General features: G+C 60.5%; 16 protein-coding genes. 5 read left to right on the forward strand and 11 right to left on the reverse strand.

Annotation, left to right across the window (positions count from 1 at the left end; all coding sequences use genetic code 11):
• Positions 1-181 precede the first annotated feature (181 nt).
• The 9 genes from C4J94_RS05415 to yaaA form a co-directional block, all read right to left on the reverse strand.
• Positions 182-1,291, reverse strand: coding sequence for a mannuronate-specific alginate lyase (locus C4J94_RS05415; RefSeq protein WP_124385231.1), 1,110 nt, complete (start codon positions 1,289-1,291; stop codon positions 182-184).
• A gap of 8 nt (positions 1,292-1,299) precedes the next feature.
• Complete coding sequence (locus C4J94_RS05420) at positions 1,300-2,748, reverse strand: alginate O-acetyltransferase (protein ID WP_124385232.1); 1,449 nt, start codon at positions 2,746-2,748, stop codon at positions 1,300-1,302.
• 11 nt (positions 2,749-2,759) lie between these two features.
• Positions 2,760-4,328 carry a mannuronan 5-epimerase AlgG gene (algG, locus tag C4J94_RS05425; RefSeq protein WP_124385233.1) on the reverse strand — a complete coding sequence of 523 codons (1,569 nt, stop codon included), beginning with the start codon at positions 4,326-4,328 and terminating at the stop codon, positions 2,760-2,762.
• Entirely contained in the window at positions 4,328-5,815 is a 1,488-nt protein-coding gene (locus tag C4J94_RS05430) for an alginate export family protein (RefSeq protein ID WP_124385234.1), read from the reverse strand. Before C4J94_RS05430 ends, algG begins: the two co-directional genes overlap by 1 nt.
• Complete coding sequence (gene algK / locus C4J94_RS05435) at positions 5,812-7,191, reverse strand: alginate biosynthesis TPR repeat lipoprotein AlgK (protein WP_124385235.1); 1,380 nt, start codon at positions 7,189-7,191, stop codon at positions 5,812-5,814. Before algK ends, C4J94_RS05430 begins: the two co-directional genes overlap by 4 nt.
• Before the next feature lie 170 nt (positions 7,192-7,361).
• Positions 7,362-8,528, reverse strand: a complete 1,167-nt coding sequence (locus C4J94_RS05440) for an alginate biosynthesis protein Alg44 (protein WP_124385236.1) — start codon at positions 8,526-8,528, stop codon at positions 7,362-7,364.
• 38 nt (positions 8,529-8,566) lie between these two features.
• On the reverse strand, positions 8,567-10,048 hold the full coding sequence (alg8, locus tag C4J94_RS05450) for a mannuronan synthase (protein ID WP_164485555.1): 1,482 nt from the start codon (positions 10,046-10,048) through the stop codon (positions 8,567-8,569).
• 81 nt (positions 10,049-10,129) lie between these two features.
• Entirely contained in the window at positions 10,130-11,446 is a 1,317-nt protein-coding gene (locus tag C4J94_RS05455) for a nucleotide sugar dehydrogenase (protein WP_124385238.1), read from the reverse strand.
• 876 nt (positions 11,447-12,322) lie between these two features.
• Positions 12,323-13,102, reverse strand: a complete 780-nt coding sequence (gene yaaA / locus C4J94_RS05460) for a peroxide stress protein YaaA (RefSeq protein WP_124385239.1) — start codon at positions 13,100-13,102, stop codon at positions 12,323-12,325.
• Between the two features lie 132 nt (positions 13,103-13,234).
• On the opposite strand from yaaA, the gene C4J94_RS05465 reads away from it, so the two are divergent.
• From C4J94_RS05465 to moaE, 5 genes are all read left to right on the forward strand, one after another.
• A complete protein-coding gene (locus tag C4J94_RS05465) occupies positions 13,235-14,359 on the forward strand; it encodes a polysaccharide deacetylase family protein (protein ID WP_124385240.1) in 1,125 nt (374 codons plus the stop codon).
• Positions 14,360-14,698: 339 nt separating this feature from the next.
• The gene (locus tag C4J94_RS05470; RefSeq protein ID WP_124385241.1) at positions 14,699-16,093 is read left to right on the forward strand and encodes a PhoH family protein; all 1,395 of its coding nucleotides are present in this window, start codon (positions 14,699-14,701) and stop codon (positions 16,091-16,093) included.
• Between the two features lie 151 nt (positions 16,094-16,244).
• Complete coding sequence (gene moaC / locus C4J94_RS05475; protein WP_124385242.1) at positions 16,245-16,718, forward strand: cyclic pyranopterin monophosphate synthase MoaC; 474 nt, start codon at positions 16,245-16,247, stop codon at positions 16,716-16,718.
• Positions 16,715-16,957 (forward strand): molybdopterin converting factor subunit 1, encoded by a 243-nt coding sequence (gene moaD / locus C4J94_RS05480; protein ID WP_124385243.1) that lies wholly within the window; start codon positions 16,715-16,717, stop codon positions 16,955-16,957. The genes moaC and moaD overlap by 4 nt, the downstream gene beginning before the upstream one ends.
• 2 nt (positions 16,958-16,959) lie before the next feature.
• Positions 16,960-17,409 (forward strand): molybdopterin synthase catalytic subunit MoaE, encoded by a 450-nt coding sequence (moaE, locus tag C4J94_RS05485; protein WP_124385244.1) that lies wholly within the window; start codon positions 16,960-16,962, stop codon positions 17,407-17,409.
• Positions 17,410-17,518: 109 nt separating this feature from the next.
• Here moaE and rhlB read toward each other — a convergent pair whose 3' ends face one another.
• Positions 17,519-18,985 (reverse strand): ATP-dependent RNA helicase RhlB, encoded by a 1,467-nt coding sequence (gene rhlB / locus C4J94_RS05490; protein ID WP_124385245.1) that lies wholly within the window; start codon positions 18,983-18,985, stop codon positions 17,519-17,521.
• A gap of 95 nt (positions 18,986-19,080) precedes the next feature.
• Positions 19,081-19,737, reverse strand: coding sequence for an alpha/beta hydrolase (locus tag C4J94_RS05495; protein WP_124385246.1), 657 nt, complete (start codon positions 19,735-19,737; stop codon positions 19,081-19,083).
• Between the last annotated feature and the right edge of the window lie 244 nt (positions 19,738-19,981).

Genomic DNA, 19,981 nt, shown 5'->3' on the forward strand with positions numbered 1-19,981 from the left:
GAGCCCCCCCAAACCCCCCCACGATTTCGGGGGAGGGCGGTACAACATTCCTACTGACGCAACCGGCTTCAAATGTGGGAGGGGGGCTTGCCCCCGATAGCGCTGTGTCATTCAACACAGATGGCGACTGTTACACCGCCATCGGGGGCAAGCCCCCTCCCACAGTTTCAACCGTGCCTCGTCAGGAGCCTTTGTTACCTTTTTCGTGCGTCGGGTCGTAGACCTTGGTCAGGTCGCCGCCCAGGCGGAACGTCTTGAACGGCTGCATGCCGTGCTTGCGCTCGAGCACATCCGGGGCGCAGGTGTAGAGGGTGCAGAAAGGTTCGAGCCAGGCGAATTTCATGGCCTCCTTCAAATCCTTCATGTCCTGCTCCTTGCCGTTCTTCTGTTCGAAGATGTCCGGGTCCTTGACCCCGGCCAGCACCTTGTCGCCCAGGCGCTTGAGCGCACTGTTGTTTTCCTGGCGCAGATCAACACCGTTGACCAGCGCAAAACTGGCGATCATCGACAGCGGCGGCAGGGCGTAGTTGTGGTACGACAAGGCCCGTTGCTGACGCTTCAATTCATTGGGCAAGAAGCCCTGGTCGTCGACTTGGTTCACGCCGACCTTGTATTCCTTCACGGCCCAGTCGAACAGGTCGCGACGGTTGGTGGCGATGGACGTTGCCATCACCGACCAGGCGGCCCAGTACGAATGGTTGTTGGTTTTTTCCAGCGGCAGGTTGTCCCAGTCGCTTACCACTTGATCGGCCAGCTTGTTGAACCAGGCCTCGATCAGTTGTGATTCCTGCGGGTGATTGGCCAGCGGGTGCGAGTCGGAGAATTTCAACCGCACATAGGCCGAAGCCATGCTGCCCAGCGCCCATTTGCGCATGGACTTGCCGGTGTGGTTGAAGTCCTTGGACATCAAGGCGTCGGCCTTGGCCCACGACACCAGCCAGTTCAGCGTGCACTCGAGCTGCTGTGGGCGGCCGTCGCGCATGAACTGCATCACGCGCTTGCTGGTGTCTTTTTCCAGCTTGGTGATGTCGGCGGTGCTGTCGCGAAAGGCTTTTTCCGACTGCACGTTCAGGGTCGAGCGGGCCTTGTCGGAGCCTTCGTATTTGCTGCGAAATTGCAGAGGCCCGGTGTAGGGCGTCGGCATGGCGTCGCAGTTTTCCTTGAAGTCGCCGGTCTTGAACGCTTCGATCGGGGCGAAATAGCCCTGAGGCGGACGCAGTGGCGCGGCCGCATTGACGGAGCCTGCGAACATCGCCAGGCCCAACAGGGTAGGAAGCCATAACTTTTGCATAGGTAACCTCACTTCCCGAGTTGGGCGGTCTGCTGACCGCCGCTTGGGAATACGTTGCGTGTGCAAATTTTCGCTTCGACCTTCTGCGCCGCAGCGCCCTTTTCCGGGCCCTGCACTTCCACGGCCAGCAAGTTCTGCGAAGCCCAGTCTTCATCGGTGCGCAGTTCAAAGGCGAAACGCCCGTCTGTATCGGATGTCTCGGGTTTTTCGATCTTGATGTCCTCGTGGCGCCCGTTCATGTACCAGAGGGTGGCTTGCAAGGTTTTCACCGAAGGGTCGGCGAAGCGGATATCGACCTGATGGTTGGCGTTGCGCAAGTCTTTGTTCGCGCTGTTGACCATCAGTTCGTTTTTGCCCGGTTTGAGCGTGGTGCTGGCCGACATCTGCGCGGTCTTGCCTTCACAGCCGTTGTCGAGCAGCGCCATCATCTGGCGGTAGATGGTTTCCTGGTCGAGGCGGTACAGCGGCGAGAATTCCCAGATCAGGATCTTCGGTGGGGTCTTCTGGAATTCGTCACTGCCCAGGTACTGCAGCATCGAACCTTCCAGGCCACCGCCGGGGAAGGCAACGTTGAGGATGTCGGCACCGATTTCTTCTTCCAGGAAACCGGCGAAGTTGTAGTTCTTGCCGCTGTGGCTGGTGCCCACCAGGGTGATCTGCGGGTTGCCCGAATCGCCGAACAGGTCGCCGTCACCGGCTTCGCCCTTGGGCTCGGTGGTGAACTGGTCCATGTACTGGATCGCATAGCTGGTGCCGCACAGTTGCCCGGCCATGTTGTGCAGGGTACCGGTCTTGCCCATGCGGCCCGAGCGTTTGGTCTCGAATTCGCGCTTGGGAATATCGGCGAATTCGGGCATCTGCTTGACCTTGGCCGCGACGATTTTCGCGGTGCGCTGGGCGCCGTACGGCGTCCAGTGCTGGTCACCGCGGAAGTAGAAGTCGTGGGCCGGCAATTCATCCGGCAACTGCTCGTTGGTCAACGGCGACAGGTCCGGCACCACGTAGCCCATCTTGGCGAAACGGCCGAGCATGGTCTTGTAGTTGCTCAAGGCCTTGTCGAAATCGTACTTGGCCTTTTCCTCGGGGTTGAGCTTGTTGCGGTTTACCAGGCCACGGGTCGGCTGGTAGACCACCACCAGTTCCACACCCTTGCTCTTGAACGCATCGTGCAACTGCTGCATGCGCTTGTAGCCGGCCGGAGAAGTGTCGAATTCGGTGCGCAGGTCTTCCTGGGTACGGAACAACCAGTCGCCCTGGGCTTGTACCAGGGTGGTGAAGTTCTGCTGATAGCGCGTGGTGTAGTTCTTCGCGTCATGGGCGGCCGGGCAGAGGCTGCAGCACGGTTCGGCGGTGAAGGTCGGCGCCTTGACTTCGTCGGCGCGCACGCCCTGGCTGGCCGCGAGCAGGCCGAGGGTCAGACCCGAGAGGCTCAGCAGTTTGATCATGTGTGGGTGCATAAGGGTCATCCTCAGTCCTGCATTTCGGTCTGGCGTTCGACAGGGTCGATCAGCACGGCTTTCTGCTGGCGCACCAGCAGGTCGAGAATCTCTTCCTGGCGATCACCAAGAACGCCGGAGAAGCTGATGCCGCTGGCTTTGGTTGGCGCCAGCATCGACACGCGGTACAGCTCGATACTCAGCGGCGAGTCAATCGACAACGGCCCGCTGCCGTTACCCGCCAGCTCACCGCCGACCACGATCAGCGAGACCTTGGCGTCGAACGGGTCGAGGGCGATGTCTCGGTCGGTGTCGGTCAAGTCCTTGATGTGGCCGTACACGCCGGTGAGCCCGTTGGCCATGGCAGTGTTTTCGTAGAGCTTGATGTTCACGCTGTTACGCACGCGGATGCCGTGGCGACGATTGCTGATGACCTTGTTGCCCCACAGCAGGTTGTCACCGCTCTCATAGAGGGTGATACCGTCGGTGTGGTTGCGGTAGATCTCGTTGTCGGCGATCAGGTTGTTGACGCTGTTACGGTCGATCACCAGGCCCGAGAGCTTGTTGTCATAGCTGCGGTTGTTGAAGATGAAGCTGTCGTTCACTTCACGGGAAATGATGATGCCGTGCTTCTTCTTGGTGCCGTATACGGTGTTGTCGGCGATGATCAGGCCGTGGGAACGGTCGTGAGGGTCGATGCCGTAGACGATGTTGTCTTTGTAGGTGTTGCCCTTGATCACGAAGCCGGTGGTTTCGTAGCAGTAGAAGCCGTACCACATGTCCGAGAACTCGGAATCGATGATCCAGCCGGTCGGTTCCGGACGCTTGAGCACCTTGGCCATGTTCGGCGTGTACTGGGAGATACTCACCCCGTAGGACTTACTGTTGGCGTAGCCGAAGCTGGCCATCTTGGTCTTGGAGATGTAGGTCTCGGTGCCGCCCCAGGCCAGCAGGAACGGGCGGAATTCCTTGGGCGACTTGAACAGCGCCGGGCCATTGGTTTTCTCATCCCAGCCGGTGACCTTGGTGTCGCGCACGAACAGTTGCCCGTCGTTGATCAAAAACGAACCGGCTTGCTGGGACAGGCGCAGCTCCTGGGTCTCTTTGTCGATGTCGAGGATGCCTTTACGGCCGACCACGATGGGCAGCTTGGCCAGGAATACCCCCGGCGACGTTTCGCTGAAGTACTGCTTGGGCACCTTGCCCAGCAAGTCCTTGAGGTTCATGTAGCCGTCGTCGACAAAGATCGCCTGGGGAATGCCGTGCTGGCGCACCACCCATTCGGCCATCTTGTTATCGCCGCCGATAAAGTCCTTGAGGGCGTCTTCCTGCATCATGCGGCGAATGCTGATTTTGCCCGGCTTGGTTCTGACGATTTTCTTTTCCATGGCCGCGGCGGTGTAGCCCGACAGGTCGGGCAGCGCCGGCTTGGCCATTTCCAGCGGCGCGGTCGGCGGGCTGGAAATGGTGTAAGTCTTGGCCTGTTGCAGTTCCTTGGCGATGGTCGGCGCCTTGGCCGCCGTATCGGCAAACGCGGGGGCACTGGCCACCAGCATTGCCGCGACGAGTAGGCTTTGAGCATTCATTGCGCAGGCTCCCATCAGAATTTCCAGATCACGTCGACAAAGGCGCGGTGCATGTACGAGTCGACCTGGCTGCCATAGGCATCGCCCGGCTTGAACACACCGGCGCGCAGGCGTACCAGGGCCGACGGCTCGTCGATCGACTGGCTGAGCCCGGCTGGCAACAGGCCTTTCTTGAAGTACTTGGTGACCACAAGGTCCATTTCCTGACCCAGGTCTTTCTTGCCGTCTTCCAGCGGCAGCGACGTGCTGGACAGGATCGCGCCGGTCACGTCATCGGTGTTGTTCTGCACCGCATCGATGCCATTGCTGCCTACCGGCTTGTTGCCGTCCACGCGCCAGAACTTGTGGTAGACGAGGCTTGCGTCATAGTCCTCGCGCAACTGCCAGGAACCGAACAGGCTCATGGACTGCATGTTGTTCATCTCGCCACGGAAGGCTTCGCCAAAGCGGTGCACGCGGGACTGGGTGCCGGTCCAGTTCGAACGGTTGCTTTGCAGGCCGTTCTGTTCGTACTCGGCACTGGCGCGCGAATAGGCCGCACCCACTTGCCACTGCGGATCCAGGCGCAGGCGCACGCCGATATCGGTGGCCCAGCCGCTCACGTCATCGCTGCGCTTGGCGTTGGTTGGGCGGGTGCCGTCGGCGTTCAGCGCGTTGACCGTGTCGCGGTCGCCGCGCATGCCGGTGATGCTCGCCCAGTAGTTGACGGTGTTGGTGTTGCGCCAGTTGTAGGCGTCGCTGTTGGCTTCGATGCCAAGCCAAGTCAGGTCGCCGTTCTCGCGTTTGTCCAACGGGTCGCTGGCCACGCCCGGTTCGGCGTAGTCGAGCTTGCCGTCGTCATGGGTGTGGTGGCCGCGCAGGCCGATCCACTGGCCCGGCGTCCACTGGTAGGCGGCGTCGGCGTAGAAGTGCTGGCGGTCCTTGTCCTTGGGCGACAGTTCCTTGAGGTCGGTGCGGTATTCGCTGAAGCGTTCGGCGGCGCCGACATTGGCCTTGAGCAGGGTGGTGTCGAAGGTCCAGTTCAGCGCTTCGATATTGGTGTCGCGCCACTGGCCGTCGTCATTGCGCAGGCGCTGGCGACCGAACTTGAGGATCTCGCCGGGGTAGGGCGTGAAGCCGCTGTAGCCCACCCAGAACTCGCGCAGGGCCAGGTAGTTCTTCTTGGCCTTGCGGTCGTCGTTGCTCGATTGTTCGGTGGTGTCGTCGGCCGACTGTTGCAGGGTGTCGGTCTCGATGATGTCGCTGGACACCACGGCCTGGCCCATGGCGTAGGCACTCCACGCGCCGCTTTCGCCGTAGATCCACGGGCGCAGATCGAGGCCGATACCGTTGACGTCGCCGCCTTTCTGGGTGCCCAGGTCGCGGTCATCTTCGGACTGCGCGGTGGCTTTGACTTCCAGGCCGAAGTTCTTCGCTTCGGTCAGCGCGGCCAGGGTCGGGCACGACCACAGCAGGGCGAAGGACAGGCCGATGCCGGCCTTGACGAATGGGTTGAGCTTCATAGGGATTCCTCGCCGTCTTCTTCTTGCAGGGCGTGCAGTTGCAGCGTGCTCTGGGCCAGGGTGCCGCGGGCCGCCAGTTCCTGTTGCACCAGGCGTTGGCCTTCGGCGCGTTGTTCAGGGGTGAGCGGGGCTTCGAGCTGGGTGGCCAGCTCATTGGCTTCCGGCGTGTCCTGGGCCTTGGCCAACTGGCTGAAGACATAGGCGTTCAATGGGTCGGGCTTGGTGCCCTTGCCTTGGGAAAACAGTTGGGCGATGGCGAAGTCGGCGCTGTTCTGGCCGTTGCGCGCAGCGGTCAGCAGGTGGTCCAGGGCTTTTTGCGGGTAGACCTTGCCCAGGTAGCCACGGCGGTAGATCTGGCCGAGGTAGTAATCGGCGGCCACTTCACGGCCCACGGCTTTCTCGAAATGGGCTTCGGCGGCTTTGGCGTCGGCCGGCACCCACTTGCCTTCGTAATAGAGCTTGCCCAACAACAGTTCGGCGCGCGGCTGGTCGGCGGCGCGGCCGTTGTCGAGGTACTTCATCATCTGGTCGACGTCGCCCAGTTCGGGGAAGTCGTAAAGCAGTTGTGCCAGGCTGACCCAGGACGCCGGGTAGCCAGGGGCGATTTTTTCCAGCAGGGCCTGGGCGGTTTTCTCGTCCGGGGTGCCGAGGGTGGCATCGCCCAGCACGCGGGCAACGCTGTCGACACGCTGGGCGGTAACCGTGCCACGGCTTACGCCTGCTTCCATCTGCTTGAGCAGTTCGGCCTGTTGTTCGGGCTGCTGTTTTTTCTGATAGACCGTGGCCAGTTCGACGTAGCAGATATCGGTGGTGTTCAGCGCGGCCTTGCAGATGCGCTCCACATCATCCAGATGCTGGTCATAGGTGTCCTGGGTGCGATACAGCAGCACCTGGGCCAGGCCGGCTTCCGGATAACCGGCGGCCTGCCACTGGCTGATCTGCTGTTGTGCGTTCACGTTGGGGAAGCTGTGGGGGTATTGCAGGTACAGCATCGCCAACGGAATCAGGGTGTTGCCTTCGCCATTGGCAAAGGCTTTTTTCAGCAGGCTTTCGGCTTCATGGTGTTCGGCTTCGGTGGCGCCGGGCTTGGCCACCAGCAGGCGGCCCAGGCGCGCCTGGGCGCGGGGCGAAGTGTCTGCCGCGGCGCGGTATGTGGCTTCGGCCTGTTTGATTTGCGCCGGGTCGCGGGTGCCGACCTGGATATCGGCCAGGCCCACCTGGGCCTCGCTGTAGCCCAGGTCTGCCAACTGCTGGTAGTTCTGCTGCGCGGTGACGGTGTCGCCGCGTTTGAGGGCTTCGTTGGCCAGACGCTGGTCGGGCAGGCCGGCGCAACCGGCCAGGCTGACCGCAACAGCGAGCAACGCTACGGAACCCATGTGGGACCGGCGTTTGTGGCGAGGGAGCGTGCTCCCGCTGGGGTGCGAAGCGCCCCCAAGAGCCGGCTCCAGCTGCGCTGTCGAGCGGGAGCAAGCTCCCTCGCCACAGCAAGCCCGCTCCCACAGGGATTGTGTTGTTCTTGAAATAGGGTTCACAGGCATGTCCTCGCTTACAGACCGTGAGCCATGGCTTTATCGATCAGCCAGTTCAGCGAAGGGCCACGGTCGCTGGTGACTTCAACCGGACGGCCGGCGTAGGTGCTGTCCAGCGGGGCGTCTGGCTTGATCTGCACGCGGATGTCCGAAGACAGGTCGGCGCTGTTCAGGCTGGTGCTGCTGACGATGGTGCCGGTGCGCACCTGTTCTTCGTCGGCGACCTGGAAGCTCACCGGGGTACCTGGGCGCACGTCACCGAACTGGCGATAGGTGAAGCGTGCTTCCACGTTGGCCTGGCTGCCGCGCGGCACCAGTTGGAAGATCACATCACCCTTGCTGGCGTACTGGCCGTCGGCGACCAGTTGCTGGGCCACCACGCAATCGCACGGCGAGGTCAGGGTGCCGGTCATTTGCTTGCCGAACAGCTCTTCGACCTTGGCCGGTTGCAGCTGGTCTTCGTCCAGATGGCCCTTGAGTACATCGAGCATGCTGGTGCTGAAGGTAGCCAGTGGCGCGCCCTTGGCCGCTACCGAGTCACCTTTGAGCAGGCTCTGCACGGTGCCGTCGCGCGGCATGGTCACGTTCATGCCCGGTACGCTGACAAGGCCGGCCTGGGCGTGGCTGACGAAGTACATGCCGTAGAGCGACTTGAACACAAAACCGAACGCCGCCAGGCCCACCAAAAAGATCGCCAGGCTGAACGTCACGGCGCGTAGACGCCCGAATGCGCTCATGCCGCTGCCACCGTCCTTGACCTTGCGTGCCTTGGTGAAGTTGTCGCGTTGCAGGGTGGCGAGCACGTCGCCCATGGTCACGATGTCGCCCGACAGGTGCGAGGTGATCAGGTGGCGCAGGGTGGAAATGTCCTGGGCGTCGAGGTTCTGGAACTGGCAACCGGTGCGGCCGGTCTGGCGGTCGTAGGAGCGAATCTGCAGTTCCACGTCCATCGCCAGGCCGAGGTTGTCGATGACAAATTGCAGGCGGCCCTTGTGTACCTGGCCCACGGTCAGCGGCTGGGTGGCGGTGAACGCCAGGCCGCCGGCGGACAGGTCGATCACCCGCGCTTCGGTCGGCGTGCGGTCGCTGTTGAAAAAGCGCAGCTTGGCCGGGATTTTGACCCGGGCGTGCTGGCGCTGGGCTTCGGATTCGTGGACTACGTTGGCGTTTACTTGGCTGTTCATCAGGGCAATTTCCTTAAGTTAATTCAGGCTTGGCAGGGTCAGACCATCATCAGCAACACAGCAACGAAGATGCTGCCGGCAGAGAAGGTCATGGTCCGAGACGACCAGGTGTTGAACCAACGTTGAAAGCTGGCCAAATCGCGGGTCAGTTTGGTGTCCTGGCGGGTCCAGGACTGTTGATCAAGGCGGAAGAACACGTAAATCTTCACCAACGCGCCCATGATCTGGTTGTAATAGAGAATCAGCGGGTAGGCCGGGCCGATCTTGTGGCCGGAGCACGACAACAGCAGGGTGAGGATCAGGCGAGTGATGCCGATCCACAGCAGGTACGCGAGGATGAACGCGCCGCCGTACTTGAAGGTGGCGATGATCGCCACGGTCAGGCCGAGCAGGGAGGTCCACATCGACACGCGCTGGTCGAACAGCACCACGCTGGTGAACAGGCCGAGGCGGCGCATACCCAGGCCCAGCGCGCGGGAGTTCTGGCGCAGGTTGTTGCCGTACCAGCGGAACATCAGCTTGCGGCTGGCCTTGATAAAGCTCTTTTCCGGCGGGTGTTCCACGGTGTTGATCGCGGCGTCCGGCACGTAGAAGGTGTCGTAGCCCAGGCGCATCAGGCTGAACCAGCTGGATTTATCGTCGCCGGTCAGGAATTTGAAGCGGCCCAGGCGCCAGTGTTGCAGCGAGTCGCTTTCCACGTCGGCGATAAAGCCTGGGTCGGTTACAACGCTGGCACGGAACACCGACATACGCCCGGTCATGGTCAGCACGCGCTTGGACAGGGCCATGGAGCACATGTTGATGTGGCGTTGGGCGAAGCGCAGTTTGTGCCACTCGCTCATGATGTAGCCGCCACGCACTTCGCAGAACTCGTTGGTGGTCAGGCCGCCGACATTGCCGAACAGCTGGAACCACGGCACGGTCTTGCGCACCACGCCCTCGGCGAGCACGGTATCGCCATCGATCACGGCCACCACGGCGCGGTCATCCGGCAGGTGGCGCGAGATGGCGCGAAAACCAAAGGCCAGGCCGTCACGCTTGCCGGTACCGGCGATGCGCACGAAGTCGAGCTTGACGTGAGCCGGTGGGTTGAGTTTTTCCCAAAGGCTCTTGACCAGCAGTTCGTCGGACATTTCCACCAGCGAGCAGACCACGGTGGTGGGGAAGCCGCATTCGATGGCTTCGCGAATCACCGAGCTGTAGACCTGCGCGGTGGTCAGCGCATCGATACGAAAACTGGTGACCATCAGGAACACATGGGATGGGTCGGCGGCCTTGCCCAGCTTGCGCACTTTGCGGCGCAGATGCGGGTACACCACGTAGAGAAACAGCATGCCGCGAAAGAAATGCGTTGCACCCATCGAGTAGCGCCAGATACCGACGGCACCAATCAGGAAAATAAAATTCTTCGATTGCGAATCGAAGGTGCTCGCCGGCAACAGCAGGGCGAGTCCCATCAGCAGGCTGAGGAACAACAGCCAACCGGCGGCTTGCAGGAATACATGTTTTAACTTGGACATAAGCGTCATCCGCAAGGAGAGGAGGTTTCAGGCTGCAAGCGCTGGGGTCAGACACGTGCAGCCTGAAACTTGCCGTTGCTGTTACCAGCAAATACCTTCGGTACGGCCGCTCACGCTGGTGGCCTTGGACATGAAGCCCACCAGGTCGACCACTTGCTTGCCGTCCGGGGCGTTGTGCGCCAGGGCACGGAATTTCTCGTCGCGGTTACCCAGGATGATCACGTCGGAGTTGTTGATCACTTCGTCGAAGTCCGAGTTGAGCAGGGACGACACGTGGGGGATCTTGCCTTCGATGTAGTCCTTGTTGGCACCGTGTACGCGGGCGTATTCGACGTTGCTGTCGTAGATGCTCAGGTCGTAACCCTTGCCGATCAGCATTTCCGCCAGCTCTACCAGTGGGCTTTCACGCAGGTCGTCGGTACCGGCCTTGAAGCTCAGGCCCAGCAGGGCGACTTTGCGTTTATCGTGGCTGGAAACGATGTCGAAGGCGTTCTGTACCTGGGACTCGTTACTGCGCATCAGCGAGTTGAGCAGCGGCGCTTCCACGTCCAGGGAACCGGCGCGGTAGGTCAGGGCGCGCACGTCTTTTGGCAGGCACGAGCCGCCGAACGCGAAGCCTGGGCGCATGTAGTACTGGGACAGGTTGAGGGTCTTGTCCTGGCAGACCACGTCCATCACTTCACGACCATCGACGCCGACGGCCTTGGCGATGTTGCCGATCTCGTTGGCGAAGGTGACCTTGGTGGCGTGCCACACGTTGCAGGTGTACTTGATCATCTCGGCGACAGCGATGTCCTTGCGGATGATCGGCGCGTCGAGCTCTTCGTACAGCGACTGCAGAACGTCGCCGGAGGCTGTGTCGAATTCGCCGATAACGGTCATCGGCGGCAGGTCGTAGTCGGCGATGGCGGTGGATTCGCGCAGGAATTCCGGGTTGACCGCAACGCCGAAGTCGACACCGGCTTTCTTGCCGGAGCAGTCTTCGAGGATCGGGATCACCACGTTGGCAACGGTGCCCGGCAGTACGGTGCTGCGCACTACGATGGTGTGGCGGGTGCTCTTGTCGCGCAGGACAAAACCGATCTCGCGGCATACCGATTCGATGTAGTTGAGTTCCAGGTCACCGTTCTTCTTGCTCGGCGTACCGACGCAAATCATCGACACGTCGGTATCGCGGATGGCTTCGGCGAAGTTGGTGGTGCCACGCAGTCGACCCGTCTGGATACCCTGGCTCAACAGCTCGCCCAGACCCGGCTCGACGATCGGCGATTTACCGGCGTTGATCAGGTCGATCTTTTCCTTGGAGATGTCTACGCCGACCACTTCATGGCCACGGGCAGACAGGCAACCGGCACACACTGCGCCAACGTAACCCAAACCAAATATGCTGATGCGCATCGCAATTACCTCTGTATTTAAATCATGCCATTAGATGGCCGGAGTTCATGTTTGCAAGCGTCACTGATGCCGCGAAAAGTTAGGCGAATAGACGCCGACTAACCGCGTATAGGCATGTTGAATAACGAGTGACTAACTATTGCACTCAAGTTGTGCGCAACCAGGCCTTATTATTGGGGCTTGCCCTGAAATGCGGCCGGGCTCCCTTGGAGGAAGGCTCCGGCGCCGGTGCTGCGAGGTTTTGATACAGGCAAAATGCCTTTTTTATCAAAGCCTTGGATGCATGCACGGGCTCATTTAGGTCAGCGCTGCCCTGGCCTGTAGGGGATAGCAATGCGTATTATCGCCACCCTTAACTCGATCAGTTGATGTTGTGACCATAGAGTCAAAGTGTTTTACGACAACTTGACTACTTCCCTTGGTCGTTATGTAAGTCATCTCTTACAGAAGCAGAGAATTTCGTTACCGGTGGTATGAGCGGTGCTTCAGGACGAAGTTCCTGGCCGCTCATCCTGTTTCCCGAAATTTTTTGAAATATTAGAAAAGATGGCACTAGTACTATATTGATAGCACTTGCTATTCAGGCCAGTAGTTGTGGGGAGTTGGCACGGAGGGATAGTTTTGTGCCACTACTGATAAAAAAAAGTGGTGCCACTACGAAAAAAACCGACGAATGTCGAGTGAATAAAATGTTAGGGTTGTGTCTGGATATTTTTTTGACGTCAAATAAATGACGATTTCAGGTTTGAATGCAATACAAAATGTGGGAGGGGGCTCGCCCCCGATAGCGGTGTATCAATCCCTGGAGAGGTGACTGTTGCATCGCCATCGGGGGCAAGCCCCCTCCCACATTTGTAAATGAGTGCCTGTCGGGCCTTATTCCGGTGCGTGATCGCGCAGAAACACCAGGTTATCCGGCGTGGACTGCTCCGCATTGAAGCGATAACCCTGCACGTCGAACTGCTTGAGCCTGGCCGGGTCGCTGATCCGCTCTTCAATCACAAACCGGCTCATCATGCCCCGGGCTTTTTTCGCATAAAAGCTGATGATCTTGTACTGGCCGTTCTTGAGGTCCTTGAACTCGGTGTTGATGATCCGCGCGTTCAGGGCTGTGCGCTTGACCGCCGAGAAATACTCGTTGGACGCCAGGTTGAGCAGCACATCGTCGCCTTGCTCGGCCAGGGCTTCATTGAGCCACTCGCTGATGCGCGTGCCCCAGAAAGCGTAAAGGTCCTTGCCGCGGGCGTTGGCCAGTTTGGTACCCATCTCCAGGCGGTACGGCATCATCAGGTCCAGTGGGCGCAGCAGGCCGTACAGGCCCGAAAGCATGCGCAGGTGGTCCTGGGCGTAGCTGAAGTCGGCATCATTGAAGGTTTCGGCATTGAGGCCGGTGTACACGTCACCCTTGAACGCCAGCAGCGCCTGTTTGGCATTGGCAGGCGTGAAAGCGGGCGTCCAGCTACCGAAACGGGCGGCGTTGAGGCCACCGATCTTGTCCGACACATGCATCAGCTCGCTGATCTGCGCCGGGCTCAGCTCGCGCAGTTGCTCGATCAGCTCTTGGGAGTGGTCGAGGTACTGCGGCTGGGTGAAGCGCGGGGTTACCGCCTTTGACTCGAAATCGAGGGTCTTGGCGGGGGAAATCACCATCAGCATGAAGTTGGCTCCTGGAATCGTGGCGTGTAGCGTGGGCGCGATTCTAGGGGTTGGGGCGGTTTGACTCCACCTATGATGGTGATAGGCGCGATCCGCTATGATGGGCGGCAACTCTGGAGAGGGAGACCCCACGTGCGATTAGCGCTTTTTGTGACAGCGTGCCTGTTGGGCCTGAGCGTGCAGGCCGCGCCGGTTGATGTCGCCAGCCTCGACCGCAGCGTCTGGCCGGAAAAACTCAGCAGCCCGGCGCTGTTCGATGTGGCCTCGCGCGCGGAAATCCTCATGTTCGCCCATGGCTTGATCGCCAGCGAAGCCCAGGATGAAACCGCGCTCAAGCAACGCCTGGGGCTGAAGATCATTAACCTGGCGGCCATCGACGACCTGCGCCGCCAGCTCTGGCAGCGTTTGCTGGAGAACTACACCCTGGCCCAGCAGAGCTGCGAGGAGGACGCCTCGTTCTGCTACCTGGTGGAAAACATCGAAGATTTGCGCGAGCAGGCCGGCAAATTCGAAGTCAGTGACAATTCGTTCTATATAGGCTGGGCCGCCCCCAGCCGGCAGTTCCATGAACGCTATCTGGACGAGCTGCTGCGCAAGGCCGCGCTGCTGCCGCAGATCAGCAGCGAAGTGGCGCGCTTGGGTGACCACGAACGCAACGGCGATGAGCTCAATGACCGGATGTTCCTGCTGACCTTCGACGGCGGCCCGGCCCCGGTCAACGGCAATACCGACTGGCTCGCCGATTACCTGCGCAAGCAAAAGATCAACGCCACGTTCTTCGCCCTCGGCAGCAGCCTGCAGACTCGCGTGGAGCGAAGCTCGGCTGCCGATGTGCAGGCGTTGTACCAGGGGCAGTGCGTGGGCATCCAGGGTTGGCAATATCGCTCCCACAGCCACTGGGTTGACTGGCAGGATTCCATCACCCGCAGCGCGTCACTGGTGCAAAACCTGATGCCGGAAAACTACGTGCCGCTGTTCCGGCCGCCCTACGGGCAACGTCGCGCGGACAGCCAGGGGTTCTTCCAGGCCCAGGGCCTGCAGGTGGCATTATGGGACATCGATTCCCAGGACGATCCGGGCAAGCTCAAGGCCGAGGAATCGGCGCAACGGGTGCTGACGCTGATGGCGTTGTGGCGCAAAGGCGTGATTGTGTTTCACGACACCCAGGACAAGGCGCGGGTGGCGTTGCCGATGTTGCTGCAGGCCACGGCGCAGAGTGGCCTGGGCTGGCAGGAGTGCCGCGAGGCATTTCGCTGAAATGCCCGGCCCTGTTGGGTAAGGCGGATTTCTGGGGCGATTTGCTGCGACATTTCGATGCAGGCGGACTTCCGACTTTAACGGGGTAGCTGGCACTCGGCTAGTGCTATTCGTCATCCTGAAAAATAAACTTCAAAAAAGCGTCAAAGTGCTTTTTCCTGTCATGGGTTTTGCGGTATTACGAAGTCAGATCGCCGAAACCTGCAGCACAGGTGGCGTCTTCCAAGACTCCTCCTGTGGGTACCGCACTTGACGTCACTCAGGTGCGATCGGTGGTCGAATCGAGGCGCAGCACCGCCCAGGTATTGCGTCGACTGGCTCCCACAAAGGTGACCGAGTATGGATGATCATGGACGCACCCCTTCTTCCGACCAGCCAATCCTTTATGTGCTTGATACCAACGTACTGATCCACGATCCAAACGCACTGCTTAACTTTGAAGAACACCACGTCGCCATTCCCATGATCGTGCTGGAGGAGCTCGACAAGCTCAAAAGCGGCCACCACAGCGTCGCCGCCGAATGCCGCCAGGCCATCCGCCTGATCGACAAGACCCTGGGTGAAGCTTCGCCCGAGGACGTTGAACTTGGCGTGCCGATCCAGCGCGGCAAGAGCGGGCCCAAGGGTTTGCTGTCCATCCTGATGAGCAAGCGCAGCGAGCCCAACAGCTTGCTGCCGGAAAACCTCAACGACAACAAGATCATCAACCAATTGATCGACCTGCATGCGCGCGACAAGGACCTGCGTGTGGTGCTGGTGACCAAAGACATCAATATGCGCCTCAAGGCCCGAGCGTGTGGGATCGCCGCCGAGGACTACAGCACCGACCAACTGGTCGACGACGTCTCGATGCTGTCGCGTGGTTATCACATGATGACCGGCTCGTTCTGGGACCGCGTCAGCAAGGTCGAGACCCGCCAGGATCATGGCCGCACCTGGCATCAGGTGCAGTTGATCGACAACCTGCCGGCCGTGCACATCAATGAATTCATCGTCGACGAGCAAGGCTTCGTGGGCTGGATCAAAGAGATCCAGGTCGACAAGCTGCTGATCCTCGACCTGCATCAGGAACCCCTGTTGCACCAGGAAGCCTGGGGCCTGAAACCGCGTGATATCTACCAGAGCCTGGCGCTGTATGCGCTGCTCGACCCGGACATCCACCTGGTCAACCTGACCGGCGCCGCCGGCTCCGGCAAGACCATCCTCGCCCTGGCCGCCGCTATCGAGCAGACCATGGTGACCAAGCGCTATCGCCGCATCATCGCCACCCGCAGCGTGCAAGGCCTGGACCAGGAAATCGGCTTCCTGCCTGGCACCGAAGCGGAAAAAATGGAGCCGTGGCTGGGGGCGATCACCGACAACCTCGAAGCCTTGCACATGGATGACGAAAACACCCATGGCAGCGTCGACTACATCCTCAGCAAAGTGCCGTTGCAGTTCAAATCCCTCAACTACATTCGAGGTCGCAGCTTCCAGCAAAGCCTGATTCTGATCGATGAATGCCAGAACCTCACCCCGCACCAGATGAAAACCATCATCACCCGTGCCGGCGCCGGTTCCAAAGTGGTGTGCCTGGGCAACCTGGCGCAGATCGACACCCCTTACCTGTCCGCGACCAGCTCCGGGCTGACCTACCTGACGGAACGCTTCAAAGACTTCCCGAACGGCGTGCACATCGCGCTGCAAGGGGTACCTCGTTCGATACTGGCCGAATACGCAGAGTCCCATTTGTAAAACGCGGTCAATGTGGGAGGGGGCTTGCCCCCGATGGCGGTGGCACATTCAACATCTCTGTTGACTGGCCCACAGCAATCGGGGGCAAGCCCCCTCCCACATTTTTTCTGTGTTGGGTTTACAATCGCTGCTCCTGATCAGGAGTATCGCTGTGCTGACTCATCTCGATTCCCAAGGCCGCGCCCATATGGTCGACGTCACCGACAAAGCCGTGACGTTCCGTGAAGCGGTGGCGCAAGCGCGGGTGCGCATGTTGCCCGACACCCTGAAAATGATCGTCGACGGCGCCCATCCCAAGGGTGACGTGTTCGCCGTGGCCCGCATCGCCGGGATCCAGGCGGCAAAGAAAACCAGTGACCTGATCCCCCTGTGTCACCCGCTGATGCTCACTGGCGTCAAGGTTGAACTGCGGGCCGAAGGCGACGACGCGGTGTACATCCTGGCGCGCTGCAAACTCTCCGGCCAGACCGGCGTGGAGATGGAAGCCCTGACCGCCGCCAGCGTGGCGGCATTGACGATCTATGACATGTGCAAGGCGGTGGATCGCGGCATGACCATCGAAAGTATTCGCCTGCTGGAAAAGCTTGGCGGTAAGAGCGGGCATTTCAAGGCGGATCAGCAATGAGTATCAACGTACTGTTTTTCGCACGATATGCCGAAGCGGTGGGCTTTGATTCGTTGGAGATGGAAGGTGAGTTTGCCACCGTTGATGCCGTGCGCCTGGCACTGGCCGCTGACCCGGAGTTCGCAGTACTCAACGAGGCGAGTCTGATGTGCGCGCGCAACGAAGAGCTGTGCAATCTCGACGAGCCGGTCCAGGCCGGTGACGAAATCGCGTTTTTCCCGCCCGTAACCGGAGGCTGAGCATGGCCATTCGTGTGCAGGTCGAAGCCTTTGATCCCGGTGCCGAAGTCAACGCCATGCACGCGGCCAATGTGGGCGTGGGCGCGGTGGTGAGCTTTGTCGGGTATGTGCGCGACTTCAATGACGGTCTGGATGTGGCCGGGATGTTCCTGGAGCATTACCCCGGCATGACCGAAAAAGCCCTGGCCAAGATTGCCGTCGAGGCCGAGCAACGCTGGCCGCTGCTCAAGCTGGAAGTGCTGCACCGCATCGGCGCGTTGGAGCCGGGCGAACCGATCGTGTTTGTCGCAGCCGCCAGCGCACATCGCCAGGCGGCGTTCGATGCGTGTGCGTTTGTGATGGATTACCTCAAGACCCGGGCACCGTTCTGGAAGAAGGAAAACACCAGTGAAGGGCCGCGCTGGGTGGAGGGGCGCAGCAGCGACCACGCCGCAGCGGATCGTTGGAAGTAAATGTGGGAGGGGGCTTGCTCCCGATGGCTGCGGCACATTCAACATCTCTGTTGACTGACTCACTGCTATCGGGGGCAAGCCCCCTCCCACATTTTGATCGGGTTTCGGCTTAGGGACGTTTGCGTTCAACAGCCCGCAGCAGATGCGTCGGCGGCGTCTCGCAACTGATCTTGCGTCCCAGCAGCGTCTCGATCGACGGCAGCTGATACGAATCATCCTCCCCGGCAAAGCTGATCGACACACCCGCAGCCCCGGCGCGACCGGTACGGCCGATACGGTGCACGTAGTCGTCCGGCACTTCCGGCAGGGTGAAGTTGATCACGTGGCTGATGCCATCGATGTGGATCCCGCGACCTGCCACGTCGGTGGCCACCAGCACGCGGATCTTGCCTTCGCGAAAGCCTTCCAGGGTCTTGATGCGCTTGTGTTGTGGCACGTCGCCGGACAGTTGCGCAGCGTTGACGCCATCACGCACCAGGCGCTCTTCGATGCGGCGCACTTCGTCCTTGCGGTTGGCGAATACCATCACCCGCTCCCAACCGTTGTCGTTGACCAGGTTGTAGAGCAGCTTGTACTTGTCGGCACCGGCGACGGCGTAGATATGCTGGTCGACGTTTTCGCTGGCGACGTTGAGTGCTTCGATCTCGACGATGGACGGGTCGGTGGTCCACTGCTTGGCGAGGTTCATCACGTCTTCGGTGAAGGTCGCGGAGAACAGCAGGGTCTGACGTTCGGCCTTTGGCGGGGTCTGGCGAATGATCTGGCGTACTTGAGGGATAAAACCCATGTCGAGCATGCGGTCGGCTTCGTCCAGCACCATCACTTCGACCATGTCCAGATGCACATCGCCGCGCTGGTTAAAGTCGAGCAGGCGGCCAGGAGTGGCGACCAGGATGTCGCAGTGGCGGGCTTCGAGGTGCTTGAGCTGCTTGTCGAAGTCCATGCCGCCGACGAAGGTCATCACGTTGAGGCCGGTGTACTTGGTCAGGTCTGCGGCGTCCTTGGCGATCTGCACCACCAGTTCCCGGGTCGGGGCGATGATCAGCGCACGCGGCTCACCCATGTAGCGCTCTTTGGGTGGCGGCGTCTGCAGCAGCTGGGTGATGATCGAAATCAGGAACGCGGCGGTCTTGCCGGTGCCGGTCTGGGCGCGGCCGATGGCATCTTTACCCGCCAGGGTGAAACCCAGCACCTGCGCCTGAATCGGCGTGCAGTACGGGAAGCCCAGGTCCTGGATGGCGTGCATCAGTTCCGGAGCCAGCTTGAAGTCATGGAAGCGGGTCTTGCCTTCCTGGGGCTCGACGACGAAGTCTTCGAGTTTCCACGGCGTCACGGGCGGCTTGGGCGCGCGTTCGCGGCGTGGTTTGGCAACAGGCGCATCGACGGCTTGCGCAGGCTTTGCCTGTTCAGGCGGCGTCACCGGGGCTGTTTTCGGTGAGGCGGCAGGTGCGATCCGGTCGGGCCGAATACCGTCATGGCGGTTGCCGGGCTTGGGAACGGGAGCACTGGGAACAGGCGCGAGCGGCTCAGCCTCGCTTTTGCCGAACATCTTCTTGAGTGCTTTGAGCACGGTCATCTCATTAATTGATTAAGGAATGTACGCCGGCCAGTGTAATGCAAGAATCGGGCGCGGCGTAGTGCGTCTGTCATACAACTACATAGAGGCGCGTTTCAGCGCAGGCGTTCGGCCAGCCACGTGCCGATATCGCGTATCTCTTCGGGTAACACTTCGTGGCCCATTGGGTATTCCTGCCATGTCACGGTGACACTACGCTGCTTCAAATGCTCATAGGCGCTGCGGCCCATGGCGTTCTGCACCACGTCATCGTACTGGCCATGCAGGCACAGGGTGGGGATACGTTGCTGGCTGGCGGATAACTCAAGCTCATCATCGAAGGTCGGCGCGTAGGTGGAGAGGGCGATCACGCCACCCAAGGGGCCCTGCCAGGTTTTGAACGCTGTATGGAAAACCACCGCGCCGCCCTGGGAAAACCCCGCAAGGAAAACGCGTGAAGCGTCTATCCCGGTTCTCTTCTGCCGCTCTATCAAATCCGTAACCATTTTTGCCGACGCTTCCAGCTCTTCCAGGCTGATCGAACGGGCTGGGCTCATGGCCTTGATGTCGTACCAACTCGGCATCTCGTAGCCACCATTGATCGTCACCGCACGGGTGGGCGCCTGGGGCAATACGAAGCGCGTGGACAGCAAGCTTTGCTGCAGCGCTTCGGCCACTGGCAGGAAATCGTAGCGATCAGCGCCCAGGCCATGCAGCCATATAACGCAGGCGTCGGCGGGCTTGGCGGGCTCAAGAATCAAGGGTTCGGTCATGTCTGCTCCATAGATGTGCGGGCGCTCCGATTGGGTGCGTCGGAACGGTGCGCGACGGATTGATCTGTTAAGAGAATGTCGCACGGTTGAATCTTTTTCTATTGACCACGGGCTGAAACGAGTCAGCCGGCACTCTGGTACGGGGCTTGCTATGTGTAGCTCGATGTCAGGACTATCCGATGACGGTAACACTATCAGTGACTGCCGCTTGTGGGATAGCCACTGGAATTACCGCGACAGCCTC

This window comes from Pseudomonas sp. R5-89-07 (assembly GCF_003851685.1).
GTDB lineage: Bacteria > Pseudomonadota > Gammaproteobacteria > Pseudomonadales > Pseudomonadaceae > Aquipseudomonas.